The 17,880-nt window shown below is 38.6% G+C and carries 14 protein-coding genes and 1 pseudogene; 6 read left to right on the top strand and 9 right to left on the bottom strand.

From position 1 onward, the window contains the following. Window positions 1-12: 12 nt before the first annotated feature. Complete coding sequence (locus PTUN_RS20845) at window positions 13-2,289, bottom strand: TonB-dependent receptor domain-containing protein (protein WP_009836721.1); 2,277 nt, start codon at window positions 2,287-2,289, stop codon at window positions 13-15. A 226-nt stretch (window positions 2,290-2,515) separates the two neighbouring features. On the opposite strand from PTUN_RS20845, the gene PTUN_RS20840 reads away from it, so the two are divergent. Further along, window positions 2,516-3,247 carry a TrmH family RNA methyltransferase gene (locus tag PTUN_RS20840; protein ID WP_040643545.1) on the top strand — a complete coding sequence of 244 codons (732 nt, stop codon included), beginning with the start codon at window positions 2,516-2,518 and terminating at the stop codon, window positions 3,245-3,247. Between the two features lie 110 nt (window positions 3,248-3,357). On the opposite strand, the gene fdxA is transcribed toward PTUN_RS20840, so the two are convergent. Continuing rightward, window positions 3,358-3,681: a ferredoxin FdxA gene (gene fdxA / locus PTUN_RS20835; RefSeq protein ID WP_040643546.1), complete on the bottom strand. Its 324-nt coding sequence runs from the start codon at window positions 3,679-3,681 to the stop codon at window positions 3,358-3,360. A gap of 220 nt (window positions 3,682-3,901) precedes the next feature. Between fdxA and PTUN_RS20830 the strand changes: the two genes are divergently transcribed. Both PTUN_RS20830 and PTUN_RS20825 read left to right on the top strand, forming a co-directional pair. Then, window positions 3,902-5,503 carry an NAD(P)/FAD-dependent oxidoreductase gene (locus PTUN_RS20830; RefSeq protein WP_009836724.1) on the top strand — a complete coding sequence of 534 codons (1,602 nt, stop codon included), beginning with the start codon at window positions 3,902-3,904 and terminating at the stop codon, window positions 5,501-5,503. 172 nt (window positions 5,504-5,675) lie between these two features. Beyond that, window positions 5,676-7,688 (top strand): methyl-accepting chemotaxis protein, encoded by a 2,013-nt coding sequence (locus PTUN_RS20825; protein ID WP_009836725.1) that lies wholly within the window; start codon window positions 5,676-5,678, stop codon window positions 7,686-7,688. Between the two features lie 327 nt (window positions 7,689-8,015). On the opposite strand, the gene PTUN_RS20820 is transcribed toward PTUN_RS20825, so the two are convergent. After that, window positions 8,016-8,333, bottom strand: coding sequence for a hypothetical protein (locus PTUN_RS20820; RefSeq protein WP_009836726.1), 318 nt, complete (start codon window positions 8,331-8,333; stop codon window positions 8,016-8,018). Between the two features lie 873 nt (window positions 8,334-9,206). Here PTUN_RS20820 and PTUN_RS20815 point away from each other — a divergent pair. The 3 genes and pseudogenes from PTUN_RS20815 to PTUN_RS20805 all read left to right on the top strand — a co-directional run. Next, a complete protein-coding gene (locus tag PTUN_RS20815) occupies window positions 9,207-9,515 on the top strand; it encodes a hypothetical protein (RefSeq protein ID WP_009836728.1) in 309 nt (102 codons plus the stop codon). A gap of 18 nt (window positions 9,516-9,533) precedes the next feature. Continuing rightward, entirely contained in the window at window positions 9,534-10,181 is a 648-nt protein-coding gene (locus PTUN_RS20810) for an outer membrane beta-barrel protein (protein ID WP_040643442.1), read from the top strand. A gap of 14 nt (window positions 10,182-10,195) precedes the next feature. Then, window positions 10,196-10,474, top strand: a pseudogene (locus tag PTUN_RS20805) (IS4-like element ISPtu1 family transposase); the annotation flags it as partial. 172 nt (window positions 10,475-10,646) lie between these two features. Here the strand turns inward: PTUN_RS20805 and PTUN_RS20800 are convergent. Genes PTUN_RS20800 through PTUN_RS20775 form a run of 6 tightly spaced genes read right to left on the bottom strand, consistent with a single transcriptional unit; the run spans window position 10,647 to window position 17,876 of the window. Then, on the bottom strand, window positions 10,647-11,015 hold the full coding sequence (locus PTUN_RS20800; RefSeq protein ID WP_009836730.1) for a hypothetical protein: 369 nt from the start codon (window positions 11,013-11,015) through the stop codon (window positions 10,647-10,649). Further along, window positions 11,012-12,823, bottom strand: coding sequence for a HAMP domain-containing protein (locus tag PTUN_RS20795; protein WP_009836731.1), 1,812 nt, complete (start codon window positions 12,821-12,823; stop codon window positions 11,012-11,014). The genes PTUN_RS20800 and PTUN_RS20795 overlap by 4 nt, the downstream gene beginning before the upstream one ends. A 24-nt stretch (window positions 12,824-12,847) precedes the next feature. Next, window positions 12,848-13,258, bottom strand: a complete 411-nt coding sequence (locus PTUN_RS20790) for a DUF4150 domain-containing protein (protein WP_009836732.1) — start codon at window positions 13,256-13,258, stop codon at window positions 12,848-12,850. Window positions 13,259-13,261: 3 nt separating this feature from the next. Further along, window positions 13,262-13,903 carry a DUF3540 domain-containing protein gene (locus tag PTUN_RS20785; protein WP_009836733.1) on the bottom strand — a complete coding sequence of 214 codons (642 nt, stop codon included), beginning with the start codon at window positions 13,901-13,903 and terminating at the stop codon, window positions 13,262-13,264. 18 nt (window positions 13,904-13,921) lie between these two features. Next, the gene (locus tag PTUN_RS20780) at window positions 13,922-14,983 is read right to left on the bottom strand and encodes a pentapeptide repeat-containing protein (RefSeq protein WP_009836734.1); all 1,062 of its coding nucleotides are present in this window, start codon (window positions 14,981-14,983) and stop codon (window positions 13,922-13,924) included. Continuing rightward, window positions 14,976-17,876: a DUF2169 domain-containing protein gene (locus tag PTUN_RS20775; RefSeq protein WP_009836735.1), complete on the bottom strand. Its 2,901-nt coding sequence runs from the start codon at window positions 17,874-17,876 to the stop codon at window positions 14,976-14,978. Before PTUN_RS20775 ends, PTUN_RS20780 begins: the two co-directional genes overlap by 8 nt. Window positions 17,877-17,880: the final 4 nt, after the last annotated feature.

Genomic DNA, 17,880 nt, shown 5'->3' with positions numbered 1-17,880 from the left:
AGATTGCAGAAATTAAAAGTGTGCAGTAAAGGTTAATGTTGCAGTACGTGGGCCACCAATAAAGAAAGTATCACCGGTGCCAGTACCTGTTGATAAATAACGCTTATCAAGTATGTTATTTACTACAAAGGCAATATCAATTTCGTTAAAGACACCATCATTTAGTGCTTTGTTGTAACCAATATTCAGATCAACAAGGGTATAAGCATCCGCTTCACTGCGCTCGCCAGTATATTTAGCAGATAGACCAAAACGGACATCACCCTTGCTGTAATCACTTGATACCACAAACATATTATCAACAGAGTCGATCACTTTATCGCCTGATTCGAAGCCTGGCGCATTACCTACATAGGTTGAATCATTATTGGTGTAAGACGAGTAAACACTTAAGTTATCGTTATATTGGTAACGTGCACTTAGCTCAAACCCTTTTGAGTCAATCCCACCGACATTGATGTAACGACCTTTGGTGCCTGCAGTGTAATCAATACCACCGATATCACTGCCAGGCGCAATTAATGTAATATGGTTATCAAATTCAATGCTGTAAATTGTTGCTGATATTTGCCAGATGTCATTATTAAAACGCAGCCCTAAATCAATATTTTGCGCTGTTTCTGCTTCAATATTAGTAAATGCAGAGGCTTCTCTTTCTAAGACTTCATTCTTAATCGCTGCAAAGTTTTCGCTAAAGCCTGCAAAAATCTCGATTTCTTGATTAAGCTGATAAAGACCACCTAAACTCCACAGTAAATCAGAATCACTGTTTACTTTTCCAGCCAGAGTATTCGTAAATTTATCTTCTTTTTCTAAATCAACAAGATACTTTTGAGCCCCGATGTTTAAAGTCACAGCATCGAAGTTAATGCTATCTTGTGCATATAACTTTAATGTTTCTGTATTAAATACATTGCTATATTGTGTCCAATAAGGAGTGTGATCGAAATGATAATATACACGCGCATCAATCACTTTATGCCAATCAAGCGATTCAGTGCGCTCATCATCTTCATACCAAAAACCAACTTTAATATCATGATTATCAAGCGTTACTTGGTAATCTGCTAATAAACCAACACGCTCTTTTTTATAATGGGTATGACGATATGACATAACAGGCACCGCGTCATCGGCATAACAATCTGGATGTAATAAAGAACCTGAACTCGATGGCCAGCTGTATTCTGAACTGCAGCCTTCATTTGGTACTAAAGGCGTACCAGCTGGATCGGTAAAGCCATATTTAGTAAAAGTGCCACCTTTTGAGGTTGGGTTGCCATTGTCATCAACAGCGCTCACTAAATAAGGCGGGATCCAATCACCACGGCCTTTATTTTTATGAAAGTACGGTGTGATATTAAGGCTGCTGCCATTTGCAAGAGCGAACTCAAACTTTAAGTAACCTAAGGTGTTTTCACGTAATGTAGACCAACCTTCAGCAAACATTTGGTCAAAGTGAGGAATACCAGTCCAATTCCAAGTCAGTTGATCCCAATCTGGCGTTTGTTTAAATTGCGCAATTGAAACTGAGTTATAGTTATCTTCTGCCACATCATCGTAAGATAAACGACCTGTCAGAGTGAATGTAGAAAAATCAGAAACAAACTTTGCTTCAGCATGCTGTTTATCGCTACCGCCGTTGCTACCATCACCAATCCAGCGATTTGTTTCCGTTTGTGAATAACTAAAATAAGCTCGGGTATTACCCATAATTTCGCCCGTTTCTTGACGAACAAAATAACGCGTTGCATTGTGGTCGCCATGAGTATAGGCAAGCGTGGTAGCTGCTTGATCGGATGGATCTTTACTGACAAAATTAAATGTACCGCCTAATGCTTCAAGAGAAGCTGACGCTAAATCAGATGTGCCTTGGCCCACTTCGACCGTTGCCATGTTTTCACTTTCAAGATAGCGGTTTGCTTTTGCGCCGCCACCATAATTTGAACCACCATTTGGAATACTATCAACCGTCATACCTAATTGTTGCTGGTAACCATCAATTGCAAAACCACGCATTGTGATTGAGGTAGACCAATCATCACCGCCAAACGCATCCCCTTCGTTAATACTGATCCCTGGTAAATTATCGATCACCGATAATATGCTATTAATCGAGTTTTGCTGTGCTTTCATAGCAGGGTCGATAACATGATTAGCATAGGTGATTTTTTTAGCCACAACCGAGACTTCTTCAATTTCTTGAGTTTGCTCTGCCAAAGCAGCAGAAGAGCTCAATATCATTGATACAACAAGCGCAAGACGTTTTGGGATTGGCGAACGAGCCATTTGAAATTTCCTTTTGAAAGTTAGAGTTTTAAGTATTTGTTTTTATGGGCGCAAAGAGTATGAGGAGCCAATGACTTTTAGATGACGCTTATTTTACAATTAGATTAATGACTCTATTTTTTCACAAACTTACTAATCACCCAGGTAAAGCAAACAATCACGCTTGGCTATTATGCTGCTTAGTTTTTATTGCTATAATGCGGGCGCATTTATTTGGAAACCAACCATGATCTCAAAAAACCAACTCAAACTAATCCGTGCCCTAAACCAAAAAAAATACCGTAAACAACATCAACTCTTTTTAGTGCAAGGTGAAAAGAACGTGGTTGAATTACTCGGAAGCGACTTTGAGGTTGACCAGATTTTTGCGACCCATTCGTTTATTGCCGAACATAGCGACGCACTTAGAAATCAGCATGTAATTGAAACCGATGAAGAACAACTTGAAAAAGCAAGCACACTCATTAGCAACAATGCCGCATTAGCCATAGTAAAAATGAAGCAAAAAGCAGTCCCTGAACCAAAAGGGATGATGCTTGCGTTAGATGGGGTCTCTGATCCGGGTAATTTAGGCACTATTATCCGTGTGGCCGACTGGTATGGCATCACACATATCATTGCCAGTGACGATTGCGCCGACCCTTATAATCCAAAAACCATTAGTGCCACTATGGGATCATTTAGCAGAGTACATGTCAGCCAAGTTGACTTACCTAGCTACTTAAACAATGCCGCACTTCCTATTTATGGTGCGTATCTGGGAGGCGAAAATGTGCATCAGGTTAGCTTTGCTAAAGAAGGCATTATTTTAATGGGCAGCGAATCACATGGCATTCGCCCATTGGCAGGTCAACATGTTACCCAAAAAATCACCATTCCCGCCTTCGGTCAGGCGGAATCGCTCAATGTCGCCATGGCAACAGGTATTATTTTAGATAACGTACGCCGAGGCCAGTAGCATAATTTACAAAGCGAACCATAAAAAAAGCGCCCAGGCGCTTTTTTTATTTCTGTATTCTGTATTAAGGGTGAATAGCATTTCATTTTGCTTAGATTTATGTACCATATTTACGTTTCAATATACTTGAGTTTATCTTTTACCCCATTCCAGCTATCCGCATCGGCTGGTGGTGTTTTTACTTGGGTAATGTTAGGCCAAATTTCAGCCAATTCAGCATTAAGTTCAAGATATTGGTGTTGCTCAGCAGGTAAGGCATCTTCTTGAAAAATTGCCTCTGCCGGACACTCGGGTTCACATAAACCACAGTCAATACAAATTATCGGGCTAATCGCTAAAAAGTTCGGACCTTCAAAAAACGCGTCTACAGGACACACTGCAACACAATCGGTGTACTTACACTTAATACAATTGTCGCCCACTACAAATGCCATGTTTTCTTTGCCTTTACTGAAATTCGAACAGCGGCCGATCATACTGATCCAAGCCAAAAATACAATATTAAGACACGATTAAAATCACGTATAGGTATCAAATAACAATAACCGACTATAAAAGTGAGTTTGCAGTGTGACACCATCTCTGACATCACGTAAAATAGCCCTATTGTGAGCTAAATACGTCATTTGGCTAAGACACCTAAAAAGAGACATTATGTTACGTTTAACTGAAATAAAGCTGCCCTTAGATCATGATGAGGCGGCTTTAACCCAAGCGATTTTATCAAAGCTGGCCATTTCCTCATCACAACTTATCGATTTTACCGTGTTTAAACGTGGCTATGATGCCCGCAAAAAAACCAATATTTTACTCATTTATACCCTAGATATTAACGTCACGGGAGAAGCGCAACTATTACAGCAATTTGCCAAAGACCCACATGTCAAACCAGCGCCTGATACCAGCTACAAATTTGTCGCAACAGCGCCTAAAAACTTAACCGAGCGCCCGGTAGTGATTGGATTTGGCCCATGCGGATTATTTGCCGGTTTATTACTTGCTCAAATGGGATTTAACCCGATTATTTTAGAGCGCGGTAAAGCGGTACGTGAGCGTACCAAAGACACCTTTGGTTTTTGGCGTAAAGGCACCTTAGATACTGAATCCAATGTACAATTTGGTGAAGGCGGCGCTGGTACATTTTCTGATGGTAAGCTTTATAGTCAAGTTAAAGACCCGAATCATTATGGCCGTAAGGTTATTAATGAGTTTGTTGCCGCAGGTGCACCTGAGGAAATTTTATACGTCAGTAAACCGCACATCGGGACATTTAAACTGGTTAATATGATTGAAAAAATGCGGGCTGAAATTATTGCCTTAGGCGGGGAAATCCGTTTTAGCACCCGCGTTGATGACATCGTCATTACCGATGGTCAAATCACCGCACTACAATTATCAAACGGCGAAACCTTACACAGTAAACATGTGGTATTAGCGGTTGGACACAGTGCCCGCGATACCTTTGAAATGCTCTATAACCGTGATGTTTATATTGAAGCTAAACCTTTTTCAGTTGGATTTCGCATTGAGCATAAACAATCAATGATTGATGAGTGCCGTTTTGGTGATAATGCGGGGAATCCAATTCTAGGCGCAGCTGATTATAAACTAGTACATCATTGTGATAATGGTCGTACTGTATATAGTTTTTGTATGTGTCCAGGTGGTACTGTCGTTGCAGCAACCTCAGAGCTTGGCCAAGTTGTTACTAACGGCATGAGCCAGTACTCACGTAATGAACGTAATGCAAACAGTGCTATTGTGGTAGGTATTTCACCCGAGGAAGACTATCCAGGTCACCCTCTTGCCGGTATTGAATTACAACGTAAGCTTGAAAAACAAGCGTTTGCTCTCGGTGGCAGTGATTACAATGCCCCTGCACAGCTAATTGGTGATTTCTTAAAGGGTCAATCATCTGCGCAATTAGGTGATGTGCAGCCATCTTATACCCCTGGCATTACCTTAACTGATTTATCGAATGTGTTACCTGCCTATGCAATTGCGGCCATCCGTGAAGCTATTCCCGCTTTTAATAAACAAATTAAAGGCTTTTCAACAAACGATGGCTTATTAACGGGTGTTGAAACGCGTACTTCATCACCCATTTGTATCAAACGTGATAAAGAGTATCAAAGTATTAATGTTAAAGGTTTATTCCCTGCAGGTGAAGGTGCGGGCTATGCTGGCGGTATTTTATCGGCTGGTATTGATGGCATTAAAGTGGCCGAAGCTGTCGCCCTATCGATGACTAAATAATACTTACCGCTTTTAGTAAAAAGAGTCACTTTTATAGTGGCTCTTTTTATTTCTATTTTAATAAAAACCAAGCATTTACCATAAAAGGTTTTACAGTTTTAAAATTGTAAATACACAATTTATAGCCATACTCTTTGAAGTGCCACCTGAAACACATTCAGAGAATTCATTTATGAACTTGAAACTTTCACAATCCCTCTATCTTGGATTTAGTTCCATTGTTTTAATTACCTTGGTATTCACTTTTCTTATTTGGCTAATTGTTAATGAATCAGAAAAAATAGCACATGAGGTAGCAATCGATGACATGCCAGGCGTATTAGCCTATCTCAGTGTCTCTGACAATGTAAATAAAATACATACTAATGCGCTCAAATATCTTAATGGTGATCAAAGTGAAATTAACGACTTTAAACAAAACACTCAAGGCTTTAAAACCACATTTTCTGAACTGGTACCACTAGAGTCAGCCAAGCAATCCGATCGCGATAAAATGGCTAAAATAGAGCAACTGACTCTCGACTATATTCAAGCCCTTAACGCTAACGTTTTCGGAAAATATTCACCAAAACAAGAACAAGATGCAGTTAAAAAAATCTATGCATTAACTAAAAATGTAGGAAACCCGCTAGAAAGCCTACTTAATAAGCTCAAAGAAGAAGAGTTTAGTGACGCCTTCAAAAGTACCAATTTAGAAGAGTCTTTAAACGATGACTTACCCGGAGTCAGGTATTATCTAGAACTCGTAGATGAAGCCGGAGATATGATAGCATCACTTAACGCCTATATATCAGGCGATCCCGAAGCAAAAGATGCATTTAAAAGTGATTCAGCATCGTTTCAAGAGTACCTAAATTTAATTAAACCACTTGAACAAAATCCGGCAGAACTACAATCTATGGTAGAAATAGAGCAGTATTATTCTGAAATAAAAAATACAGCCGACTATGTTTTTAATAGCTATAACCCCAAAGATAAATTAGATGCAATTGCTCTGGTGGAACGCCTTGAAATCGAGTTAGTCTTACCTATTCAAAAGATATTACAAGACTCAACCCATGAAGAAGAACTTGATGCAAACTCTGCATTAAAAACACTCAATACCAATCTCGATAACGTTATTCTTTGGTTGCTGATAAATGCCGTGGTTGTATTACTGGTCGGCAGTGCTATTGCTTGGAAAATCTCCAATATGATTAAAACGCGTTTAGATGTTATTTCGCTAAAAGCTAAATCAATTGCAGATGGTGACTTAAGATCAGATTTAATTCATGACTTACGTGAAGATGAATTAGGCCGCCTATCGAACTCAGTAAATGAAATGCAGCGCTCATTAAAAGAGTTAATAAAGCAAATATCTAATGTTGCTAGCGAAGTTGCCGCCAGCACCATTAAAGTAGAGCAAGCGAGCGCCAATGTCGTACAAGGCAGTCAAGAACAAGCCGACAAAGCACATTTGATAGCCGCTGCGGTTGAACAAATGAGTATTACAGTAAAAGAAGTTGCCTCACAAAGTGCAGAAGCAGCTAAAACGTCACAACAAGCAGGTGAAGAGGCGCAAGAAGGTGGCCGTATTATGCAAGAGACGGTCAATGGCATCAATCGCATTGCTTCTGTTGTTAATGAAACCGCTGCCACAGTAGATAGTCTTGGCCGTCGCGGTGAAGAAATTGGTGATGTTATCAAAGTAATTAATGATATTGCAGAACAAACCAATCTATTAGCGCTTAATGCTGCGATTGAAGCAGCCCGAGCCGGTGATCTTGGCCGAGGATTCGCGGTGGTGGCAGATGAAGTGAGAGGACTTGCAGAGCGCACATCAAAAGCGACCAAAGAAGTTGGTAGTTTAATTAGCTCTATTCAAAATGAAACGCGTCAGGCAGTTTCTCGCATGGGTGATGGCACTGAGTTGGTTTCGGCTGGTGTAAAACTCGCTAACAGTGCAGGCGCCGCATTAGATAAAATAGTACAACGCACTGTTGATGCTAATACCATGATCCATGCCATAGCTACCGCGAGTGATGAACAATCGCATGCCACACAAGAAATATCTCGTGATATTACTGCCATTAGCGATATTGCTAATGATTCAGTCACACAAACTAAAATTGGTTCAGACTCAGCGAAAGAGCTCGACGCCAAAGTAACCGAACTTGAACAACTCGTATCGCGTTTTAAACTCTAATTACTTTAAGTCGCAGCAGTCTTATAAACAAATAGCACACATAAAAAGTACGCAGTGGAATTAAACTGAGTGACAGGAAACGGCTCGCCATTGCATTTGGTAACAAAAGTAACAAAAGTAGGCCCTTGAAAACGAAGATCCTTTAAAAGATCCAAAACAAAAGGAATTAGCATTGCTCTTGGCAGTGAACATTTTGCGCAACTAAGTATAGTGCCACTAAAAGATGTTCGGATACATATTCATCACGGGAGATGACCACCCATTAAACTTGCTAGCGCATAATGGGTGTATGGGGCCAGAAGCCAACGGCTACCCGATTATATTTTTTTAACGAATTAACTCACATTTCCCTTCTACACCATGTTTATCTAGTCTCGATTGACACGCTTCAAGAGCCACTTTTTTTGCTTTGTGTGTCGAGTTGTATCCTTCACCATAACCATAAAACTCCCAACCATCGGATGTTTGACCTAGAGCAAAAGCTTTGTTTGATTTTCGAGATTCAAACTCCTCTAGTGCTTGATCAGTAGTATACTGGTAAGTTTTTTGATTACATAAATTAGAATCAGGCTCTCGTTCACAGAAAGTGGGGGTAGACTGGCATCCAGCCAGAAAAATTATTGATATCAATCCTAGGTATTTCATCGATAGTCCTTTAAAAATACAATACTCCGAGGCGCCAGCTTCGCTGGTGTGCTGCTGACTTGACTTGTGTACGCCCTACATGGGCATTCACTTATGAAGTGAAAGTCCTTTGTAGAAAAATCACCGTTTAAATAACACATTGTTATTTAACGATAACTACTCGCAAATTGCAAGGGTTAAATCGCAAGAGATAGTCTGGAGAAAGCCGCTAGCATTCTTCATAAAAGTAATTGCGAACTGATGAACAAAAACATCGTATGTAGTACTCAAGTAAAATTGGCCACAGTTTTAGAGCCATTCCAATATTAGTGCATCCTGTCTGTCGTTTTTAGATAAGAGAAACAAACCGATTTTCACCACCGAGCGCCCCGAGACGCTGCACGACACCGAGGTTAAAATCCATTGCAACATCCAACTTTTAGGTCGTGATTTATCGCGGCAAAGCACTGATACCTGCAAATAAAGCAGCACAAACTCTTGCTAAGGTTCAAAGTAAAAAAATAAAAATCATAATTTTAATGATTTAAAAATGATGTTTATAAATTTATTTAAGTGGAAGGCAAAAAGAAAGACTTGACCCTGGCGAACCCTCATCAGGACCCCATCATATCTTGTATTAATGAACTGTACCAACCAGCGTAAGATATCAACAGCCTGTTACCCTAGAATGTAAAAAGTAGGTGTGATTTGCTAGACGTTTACATTTATTCTTTTATAGATGTCTAGTATTCTTATGCAGTATGCTCCATTATTGGGTACTACATTATTCAATTAGTTAAACTAAATAGAAAATTACAAATTAGAGTGCGCGTTTCTACTTATGTACTGCAAAGCGGCTTTATGTGATTTATGAGAAGTAATGAAAGGAAATTCATGAAATATTTATCTCTTTTACTAGGCGGATTATTTGCTACAACAAGTGGTTTCTCGTCAGCAGCAAACCTAACTATATATTCAAGCGATGATAGCAGTGTTGTTGATAAGCCTGTTGTGTTGGTTGAGGGTTATGATCCTAAAAATCAATTTTCTGCTAGTGATTATTATCACAATTTACCCCTTGAATTTAGAAAGTGGTTATTAAACACAGGACGTGATGTGATTGTTATGACGTACGCTGATCAATTTGGCTATCCTGACTTTACTACCGCAATGTGGAAGTCACCTGAATTTGACCCAAACTAATTTAGTTAAGGAATTATAATGAAATTAATAAAGTTCTTGAGTTGCACGACCTTTATCTTTGGTAGTTCTTTTGTTATGGCAAATAACTCTGCATCTGAGTTTACCCCTTATTTTTCTATTGAAACGGGTTTAGTATGGAGTTCCCTTAATAAGTTTGAGTTAGATAGCTTTAATGTTGAATCTGAGGACTTGCCGCTAAAATTAGCTGCTTCTTACCAATTTACTCCTCAATGGAGTGCTAAAGTTGGGACTACACAAAGTATTATTGAAAGTAGTGGTGTCGAACTGCGAATCGATGAAAATGCCGATTTAATTACCACAGAAGCTCTTTATGAAACAACCTTGTTTTCAATTGAAGGCGGCTACACCATTTTATTTAACGAATCTTGGCAGTTAGATTTTGATGCTGGTGTTATTATAGGGAAGGAAAAAAATGAAATTAGCATTTGTCCTACAGCCAATTACAGCTTTAGGATAGGCCCTAGTTGTAATTCAAGTAACGCAACTTCTACATCGTCTAATAAATCAACTGAAACGTCATTTATATTTGGAACTTCAGTTATGTATAATTTCTCTGATAATTGGGGGATTAAATTAGGATATAACTTCAGTGGTTATAGAGAAGGCTTAACTAAAAGAGAATTTTTAGTCCAATATAGGTTTTAATCTTATGTGTAGATATGAGCTCACGTCATTGTCGTAGCTATTAAAAGGCAGCTTAAGTGTCGCATTATTGATTACATTAATTGCTAATTTTATCTTTTGTCTAGCAGTTTTAACGGTAACAAATATTGATTGTACATCGACGATATCAAGTGAATATGATAAAAAATCGGAACGTACTGCCTGAATTTATTTTGAGTACTAAATATTTCGAAAAATTTGGTTATAAAATAAAACTGAAAATTTTTTCAGAAGCACTCAAGCAATTAAATAAGGATTGCAGTGAGTGCTTGTAGCTTGGATAAAAAATGTGGGGATCCCTCAGGACTTGACCCTTTAGTTTATTCCTGTTGATTTAGCAATCCCTTTTGAGCTTGCACCTACAACCAATCTCAAAACTCACGCCGATGCCAACAATTTCCCCGTTATCACCCCCTGAAAATAACGAATTGATGAGTAATTGGCATGCTAAATTGCGCTCAACTCGGGATTAATTAAAAATTCAATTTTCAGTTCTGAGTTAATTTTAAGAATATTAGCGATTAACATACGTAGCTGATATTTTTGATCATTCGTTTTTATCAGTAACGAAGCTATTTTGTTTTTACTCATTTGTTTAATGACAAGATAAATAAATAATTCAGTATTTAAATCAAAAAACTCTAACTGTGCCAACTGAATTTCTAATACTGATACCGATTCACGCTGCAAATAATCAAGTAATGATTTAACAAATTTTTGTCCTTTCGCATTCGCGAGTCGACATTCAGTATCAAATACTAGTCGGTTATTATTTTTATCAAAAAAAACACCGAGATCATTGATTTGAAGGCTCATACGTTAATCCGTTTAATTTGAATAAAACTGATGTCACTTGGGAAATCATTAAACCAAATCTCACTTCTAAATTTCTCTAATAACTCTTGTGAGCTGTGCTGCTGTAACCCAGATGCAGCAATTAAGTCTGAACAGGTTGCAAAGTCTTGCTTATGATTGCTTAATTTTAACAATGCTTGTCTAAATCCTGAAGAATAGACCAACAGCACATCGTCTAACTGAGGTGTGCAGTCTATCGCTTTTAAATCTAAGTGATGATTTAACCCTAAAACAAAATTATCTTGAGTAATGCTAATTTCAGTACAACGTTTTTTATTAAATAAAATAGGGTCTTGGCATTGGCCAACAATTTTTAAATTGTGGTTATCAAATTCAATCGCCAGCATTTTAACTAAAAAATCACAGTTTAAGATTTTTGATTGTTGTAACACCATATGATTCGAAGCGGCCAATTTATCTTGAGTATCGCCAATCTGATATTGTAGTAAACTTTGCAGTTGTAACGTTAACGAGGCTGTTTCTAAACCACCACCTGATACTTGACCAAAATAAAGCGCAGGCTGCAGCTGACCTTGGGGTAAAATTTGCCAAAAATCGCCAGCTATATTTCTTGAAGGTAAATAATTTAAACTGAGCTCAAATTCTCCAATTTTTACCCGACTATTAATGTAAGGCATATATTTTTTTCTAAGTTCGAGTAAATTATCAACCTCAGCCCCTAGGTATTCATTCTCCTCACTTAAACGTTTATTTAATTCAATTACTTTTTCGTTTGCTTTAGTTAATTGCGCTGTGCGCTCATCCACTATGGCTTCTAAATTACTAGTAAATTGGCCTAACTTCTCACTCACTTGATTAAAGGTATTTGCCAAAACACCAAATTCATCGTGACTCTTAATCCTAACTCTATAAGCAAAGTCTTGTCTTGAAAGCTGCTCGGCACCGGATCTTAATTTACTTAAAGGTAGGGATATCCAACCCGCAATAACTAAAGCAATAGTGAGGGCAACAATTAAAGAAACCCCAAATACACTCCAACTAATTTGTTTTTGTTTTTCAATACGATTTTGAAAAGATGCCACATCATAATCAATGCCAAGCACTGCAATCACTTCACCATTCTCAGCTTTGATTGGCACTAAAGCTGTCATCACAGTACCAAATTCGTCGGTATACCAATTATCCGCAATGCCCATTACTCCTTGAGTAAACGGAGCAGTAAAAAAGGCTGGCGGGCGATACATATTACCAATTGGGTTTCCTTCGGTCGAAAAATCATCTTTTTGATAATTAGAATCAGCCAAAAACATCAGTGCATCTTTTGCTTGAGTATTTGGCACTCGAACCAATAAATATGCCCAGGCAGCGCGCGATGCATTCGTGGCTAAAATATTTGTTTGCGGTAATAAACCCAGGGCATTGACTCGATTTCGGCTGCCCTCTTGAATGCGCCGTAACAGCTGAACTAGATATTGAAAATCAAGGGTTCCCTCTAACGCTTTTGATTGCTCTTGAGAAAGTAATAATTCGGTTGATCCTTCTTCAAGTTGTGAAAAAGATCTCACTTTTAATGCAAAGTCATCACTTAAAGTACTATTAAGCTTATTGCGTAACTGCATAATTTGCTCACGTTCTTCTTCTTTAAATACAAAGCTTGCCGTGCGTGTTACATCACCAATTGCCTGTTTTAAATCATTATTAAGCGTCGCGACCGAGTATTGATAAAAGTAAATAAGAATACTGCCAACTAATGCAGTCATTAACACTATCATTAAGACACCGAGCTTTACTGCAAAAGAAATTCTCATGTTAAGTCCCTAGTAAATGATTCATTAAGCCATGATTAATAATTTAATTTGGCTTGGCGCTAAACTCATACCAAACGCACCTGGGCTCACCCCATTTTGCCCTGAAGGGCTCAACATTTTTGTCGCTGGTAATCCACCTATCAGGGTTTTTACGCTCCCAAATAAATTGCGCTGCGGCCCCATGACCATGCCAGAAAGCGGATTCATAAATAACCCTGCATTATCACCATTACTCATAGGCGTAATAGTCATTAAATTATGATTTGGCATACACATAGTTAAGACCTTAAATTGGCTTGGAATTGCCATCATAGGGATTGCAATATTTGGATAAGGAATAGGTGTTGGAATTGGGCCGACCGGGCTTGGAATTGGTGTTAAGCACACATCAGGAAACGCAAAATCCATTCCACCCATTTGAGTTTTAGCAAACATCAGTTACCCCATATGTATTCGTTGCGCATCGACTTTTACATCTTGCTTAGCAGTGATCACGGTATTATTACTGCGGGCATTCCATGTTTGCCTGACAGATTGCACTAAGTTGCCTATTTGCGCAGTCTCAATGGTTTCAACCCAGCGCATAACTTGATCTGCTCGTTGATAAACGCGGTTAATAAATGAGTGGCATTGCTCGGCATGAATTTGTGCCTGCTCGGTAGTTAATTTACTTTGCTGGCTATGAACATTGAGATCGGTGGTAGTGACGATGTGCTGCGTACTGACTTGCTGTAACTCAGAACAAAGCTGACTAAGCTTGCCTTGAGTGTGTAAATCGAGCCCTTTGGCCGCATGAATGGAAAGCGCACCTGCGGTTGATAAATTAATATCACCGGTCAGATTAATTGATGTTGTAGGCTGAGCTTGTTGTAAAATTGCAATGATGTACGACACGTCACCTGTTTTACACAGCATCACAACATCGCCGACTTGGGGCTCTATCAGGCAACTTGCAGCTTTTTGGCTTTGATGTAACCCATTGCTCGCGTGCACAATACAATATTCGACATGCTTAAATTTAATCACTCCAGTGCATAATTCAGTATTACTTTGCGGTAGTGGAATAATATTTTGCTGCATGATGTCATCCTAATAATGTTATTGGCTAAAGGCTTCTGCTTTGGCTTTTTTGGGATCAGTTGCTAAAGCAATACTGCGATCGGCATTGTCCCAGCATGTCTGCTCTTCAATAATTTGGTGTAAATTACAGCGAAATAATGTTGCGCCATTAAAATTAGCTGATGTGACATTTGCATGTGACAAATCGGCATAAGTTAAGTCTGCATTTACAAAATTACACTGACTTAAATCCGCTTTTGTAAACTGAGCTTGTTGCAACTGTGCATTATTTAATTGGCTGCCACAAAGCGAGGCTTCATTAAATAAAGCTTGGCCAAGCTGAGTATTTTTAAAGTCACAGTTTTTCAAATTTGCTTTGATAAACATTGCATTGTTTAAATTAGCCTTTGTAAAGATAGCAGACTCTAGCTCGGCTTCCATAAAACCACATTGGTGTAAATCACACTGACTAAAATCACAACGCTGCAATTTACTTTCTCTAAATTGGCAAATTTTAAACTGCACAACTTGGAATTTATAATCGGTAAAGACAGCATTTTGAAAAAATACGAGTTCGAGTAATGCCCTATCTAATTGCACATCGGCAAAATCAACATTTATAAAGTTAGTGCGAAAATGTACTGTGTCGCAGAGGTTAGCCCCCTTCAAGGAGCTATCAAGCAGACTGGTTTCTTTAAACTGTGCACCACTTAAATTGGTTTGATTTAATTGGCTATTAACACAATTTATTTGGGTAAAATGAGTATGGCTGAAATTGGCATGTGACAAATCGCATTCGATAAAATTAACGTTTCGCAAATCAAGATGGGGTAACTGAGTTTCAATAAACTTGCAGCGCATAAAATTAGCTTCGTTCAAATGTGCCCCGGCAAAGTTTACCAGGCTTAAATCACAATCAACAAAGGTTGCTTGTACCAGATTAGTCCGTTGTAAATTAGCCCCACGAAACACAGTTTTACTAAACGCACCGCCAGATAAATCAATATCAGATAAATCCTGTTGATTTAAATTTTCATCATTTAAAACCGGAGCACTTGAAGTGAGCCCTTTGATGTGGTCTTGTAGTTGCTGTTTATTCAAAAATAGGCCTCCAATCTTGCAATAGCGTGTTGTCTAAGTTTGCACCCGAGAAATCTGTTTTCCCGATAGTCGCATTTAAAAAACTGACACTATATAAGTTCGCCCCTTTAAACTGACCACTGCGTAAATCTGCATTCATCAAATTAGCTTCAAATAAATCGGCTTTTAAAAAGAGTGCATTTCTTAACTTAGCTTCAATGAATTGAGTGTGTTGTGCTATCGAATGACTAAAATCAGCATTGTTGAGTAAAGAGCTGCCAAAATCAGACCCTGATATATCCGCTTGATTAAAACTCGCTTGGCTTAAATCACAATCGCGTAAGTTACTAGCATGAATCATTGCTTGGTCAAAACAAGTATGTTGCATCTGGCATCCACCGACAAAACGCGCATTCTCTAATTTAGATTGCTTAAAACTCACATGCGGTAATTGGGCCATCACAAAATTGGTGCCCTTGAATGTGCACGCAACAAATGCACTGTGGGTCAAATTTGGTTTTATAAAATTACATTCGCTTAAATCACATTGATTAAACTGTGTATAGGTCAGCTGTAGTTCAATAAAATTGAGTTTTGGTAATTGACAGCGAGTGAAGGAGCACTGGGTTAACTCAGTTTCAAGCCACGCATCTTGGCGCTCACCAAACAAACAATCGCTAAAAGTACACTCAATAAAGGTCGATTTAGCAAACGTTACCTCATTAAAATCAAGCCCTTTAAAATGACATTGCTTAAACTTCCCAGCACCAAAGTTCACCGTATTAACAATGCATGCTTCAAATACTGTGTGTGATACCGTGGCATGGGCAAAATTAACAAACCTTAAATCTGTATTTTTGAAGATAAGATAACTGAGCTGAGTAAATTCAAAATAAGCCGTAGCAAGCGAGCAACCTGAAAAATCGAGATTTTTTAAAGTACAAAATGCAAAGTCTAGCGTGGAAAAATTCAGCTGCTGAGTTAACTCTTTTTTGAGCGTTTCACTGATCTGCTCTTCACGACCAGCATGAGGCGAGCGCGCATGTTCGATAAAATGTGCGCCTTTTAAATAACTATCTTTGATAAACTCAAAAGCGGTATCGAGTTTTTTGTCATTTTCAGCTGAAGACACTTTATTTTGCAGCAGTATTAATTGCTTTTGTTGTTCATCATTTAATGGAATAAGACTAGCAACTTCGACTGCCATCGATTCATTCAAAAAGTTATCGGCTTGTTTTAATGATGTTCTGATTTGCTTTAAAGCTTCATTAGAAGGTCTAGGCAAAATAAGTGGTAAGGTTAATTGTTCAAGCATGAATGCTAACTTTTCAATCGATGCATTAACGCCTTGCACATAAGCAGATTCTTTTTTTAAGCGTGTAATTTGTGTTTTAATTTCATCTATGGTTTGTTGTTTTTTACTTTGCGCCATCTCTTTCATGGCCTCTTGCATCTGTTGCATCGCCTCAAGATTGAGTGTTGATAAATCGATATTCTGCGCAGTTAATTTGCCATCTTTTGCGCCGGGCAAGATTTTATCGGCCAATTCATTGAGTTGTTTTGCTTCATCTGACACCGGCAAACTTGTCATCTTTTGCTTTGTTGCAGCCAATAACTTATCTGCGTCATCATTTTTACCGAGCAATTTCAGTTCAGCTATTTGTTGCTCAATTGCTTGGTCTACTTGTTGTTGTGCACTCTCTTTTTGCCCACCAGCAAAAGATGACATGTTATCCACCATGGCGTTTTGATTGGGGATGCTTTGCTGCAATGCCAAAAAGCCACAATTGATATGATTGGGCAATAATGAACGTGAATCGAGTAAATATTTATAACTTTGCGCTGGATCGCAGCGTTTACAATACTCCGCGAAATAAAAGGCTAATGGTTTTTGCTCTTCACCTAAGCCTTGATGAGCCAGCAATAAACCTTCAAGATCTTGGGCTTGAGGATGATGTATTTGTGCTGTTGCACGGTGGATCACCACACCTAAATTGCAGTTAGGGAAAAATAAAACAGTATCTAAGTTAAATGTTAATTCTTCAAACTGCTCGACATTGGGTGTTTGATATTGATCAATGAGTGCTATTTTTTCAATGCTAGATAACTGTTTTCGTACAATAAAGCCTCTTGGTTTGATACTTGGTAAAACACCTTGAATGACTTCTTTATCTAAATGCATACCTCGAATAGAGAACCCCTCATCACCGATTAAATATCGTTCGAATCGTTGATCTTGCGCCGCGACATTAAAATAAGACCAATCAATATCAGCTGCAAGTCCAGGCATATGATTTTGTAGATATTCATCATCATACGTACCAACAAGTGCTTGTTGCATGGGCCATGATTGATTTAAAGGTAAAAATGAAACGGGTGAGTAATCGATTGATTTGGTGGTCACGGGATAGCTAGCATTTTCGATATTAGCCAACCAGTGCAGTGCTAAGCCATTTTTCTCTATTTCACCACAGCCAAACCCAGATGTATTGTAATGACCAGATCCTGCGCCAAAGGTATTCTGATAATTAAGCGCCATGGAGGTAAAACGGGTTGGTTCAGAAGGGTAGCTAAGCGGTCCTACTCCTTTCCAATATCGGTCTCCATATACCACTAAGTGTTTTCTTAATCCTGCAAATTCAATAATTACATCAAGTTGCGGTACTGGTTTTTTATTTACCGAGATAGCTGCTCCAAATGCTAAAAATTCAGCCTGATCTTTGGGCATCGCTTCATCGAGTAAAGTTTCTTTGCCTATTGATTCGCCAATTGTTTGCCAAAGATCTTGTTCAAGCACGGCGTCACCTGAATCTAAACGAAAGCCCCATAACGATGAAAACACAAAAAAATGTTTATGATTGTATTGAAACGTTTTAGTCAGTAATGATGCTTGTAACGACTTGATTATTTTCATGCTT

This window comes from Pseudoalteromonas tunicata (assembly GCF_002310815.1).
GTDB lineage: Bacteria > Pseudomonadota > Gammaproteobacteria > Enterobacterales > Alteromonadaceae > Pseudoalteromonas > Pseudoalteromonas tunicata.
Note: the sequence above shows the minus strand (reverse complement) of the source record. Positions and strands in the feature narration are given on the sequence as shown.

Coding starts and splice junctions, on each gene's coding strand:
- PTUN_RS20820 (WP_009836726.1), bottom strand. CDS start 8,333: ATGAAATACCTAGGATTGATATCAATAATTTTTCTGGCTGGATGCCAG.
- fdxA (WP_040643546.1), bottom strand. CDS start 3,681: ATGGCATTTGTAGTGGGCGACAATTGTATTAAGTGTAAGTACACCGAT.
- PTUN_RS20775 (WP_009836735.1), bottom strand. CDS start 17,876: ATGAAAATAATCAAGTCGTTACAAGCATCATTACTGACTAAAACGTTT.
- PTUN_RS20830 (WP_009836724.1), top strand. CDS start 3,902: ATGTTACGTTTAACTGAAATAAAGCTGCCCTTAGATCATGATGAGGCG.
- PTUN_RS20785 (WP_009836733.1), bottom strand. CDS start 13,903: ATGCAGCAAAATATTATTCCACTACCGCAAAGTAATACTGAATTATGC.
- PTUN_RS20800 (WP_009836730.1), bottom strand. CDS start 11,015: ATGAGCCTTCAAATCAATGATCTCGGTGTTTTTTTTGATAAAAATAAT.
- PTUN_RS20845 (WP_009836721.1), bottom strand. CDS start 2,289: ATGGCTCGTTCGCCAATCCCAAAACGTCTTGCGCTTGTTGTATCAATG.
- PTUN_RS20815 (WP_009836728.1), top strand. CDS start 9,207: ATGAAATATTTATCTCTTTTACTAGGCGGATTATTTGCTACAACAAGT.
- PTUN_RS20840 (WP_040643545.1), top strand. CDS start 2,516: ATGATCTCAAAAAACCAACTCAAACTAATCCGTGCCCTAAACCAAAAA.
- PTUN_RS20795 (WP_009836731.1), bottom strand. CDS start 12,823: ATGAGAATTTCTTTTGCAGTAAAGCTCGGTGTCTTAATGATAGTGTTA.
- PTUN_RS20825 (WP_009836725.1), top strand. CDS start 5,676: ATGAACTTGAAACTTTCACAATCCCTCTATCTTGGATTTAGTTCCATT.
- PTUN_RS20790 (WP_009836732.1), bottom strand. CDS start 13,258: ATGTTTGCTAAAACTCAAATGGGTGGAATGGATTTTGCGTTTCCTGAT.
- PTUN_RS20810 (WP_040643442.1), top strand. CDS start 9,534: ATGAAATTAATAAAGTTCTTGAGTTGCACGACCTTTATCTTTGGTAGT.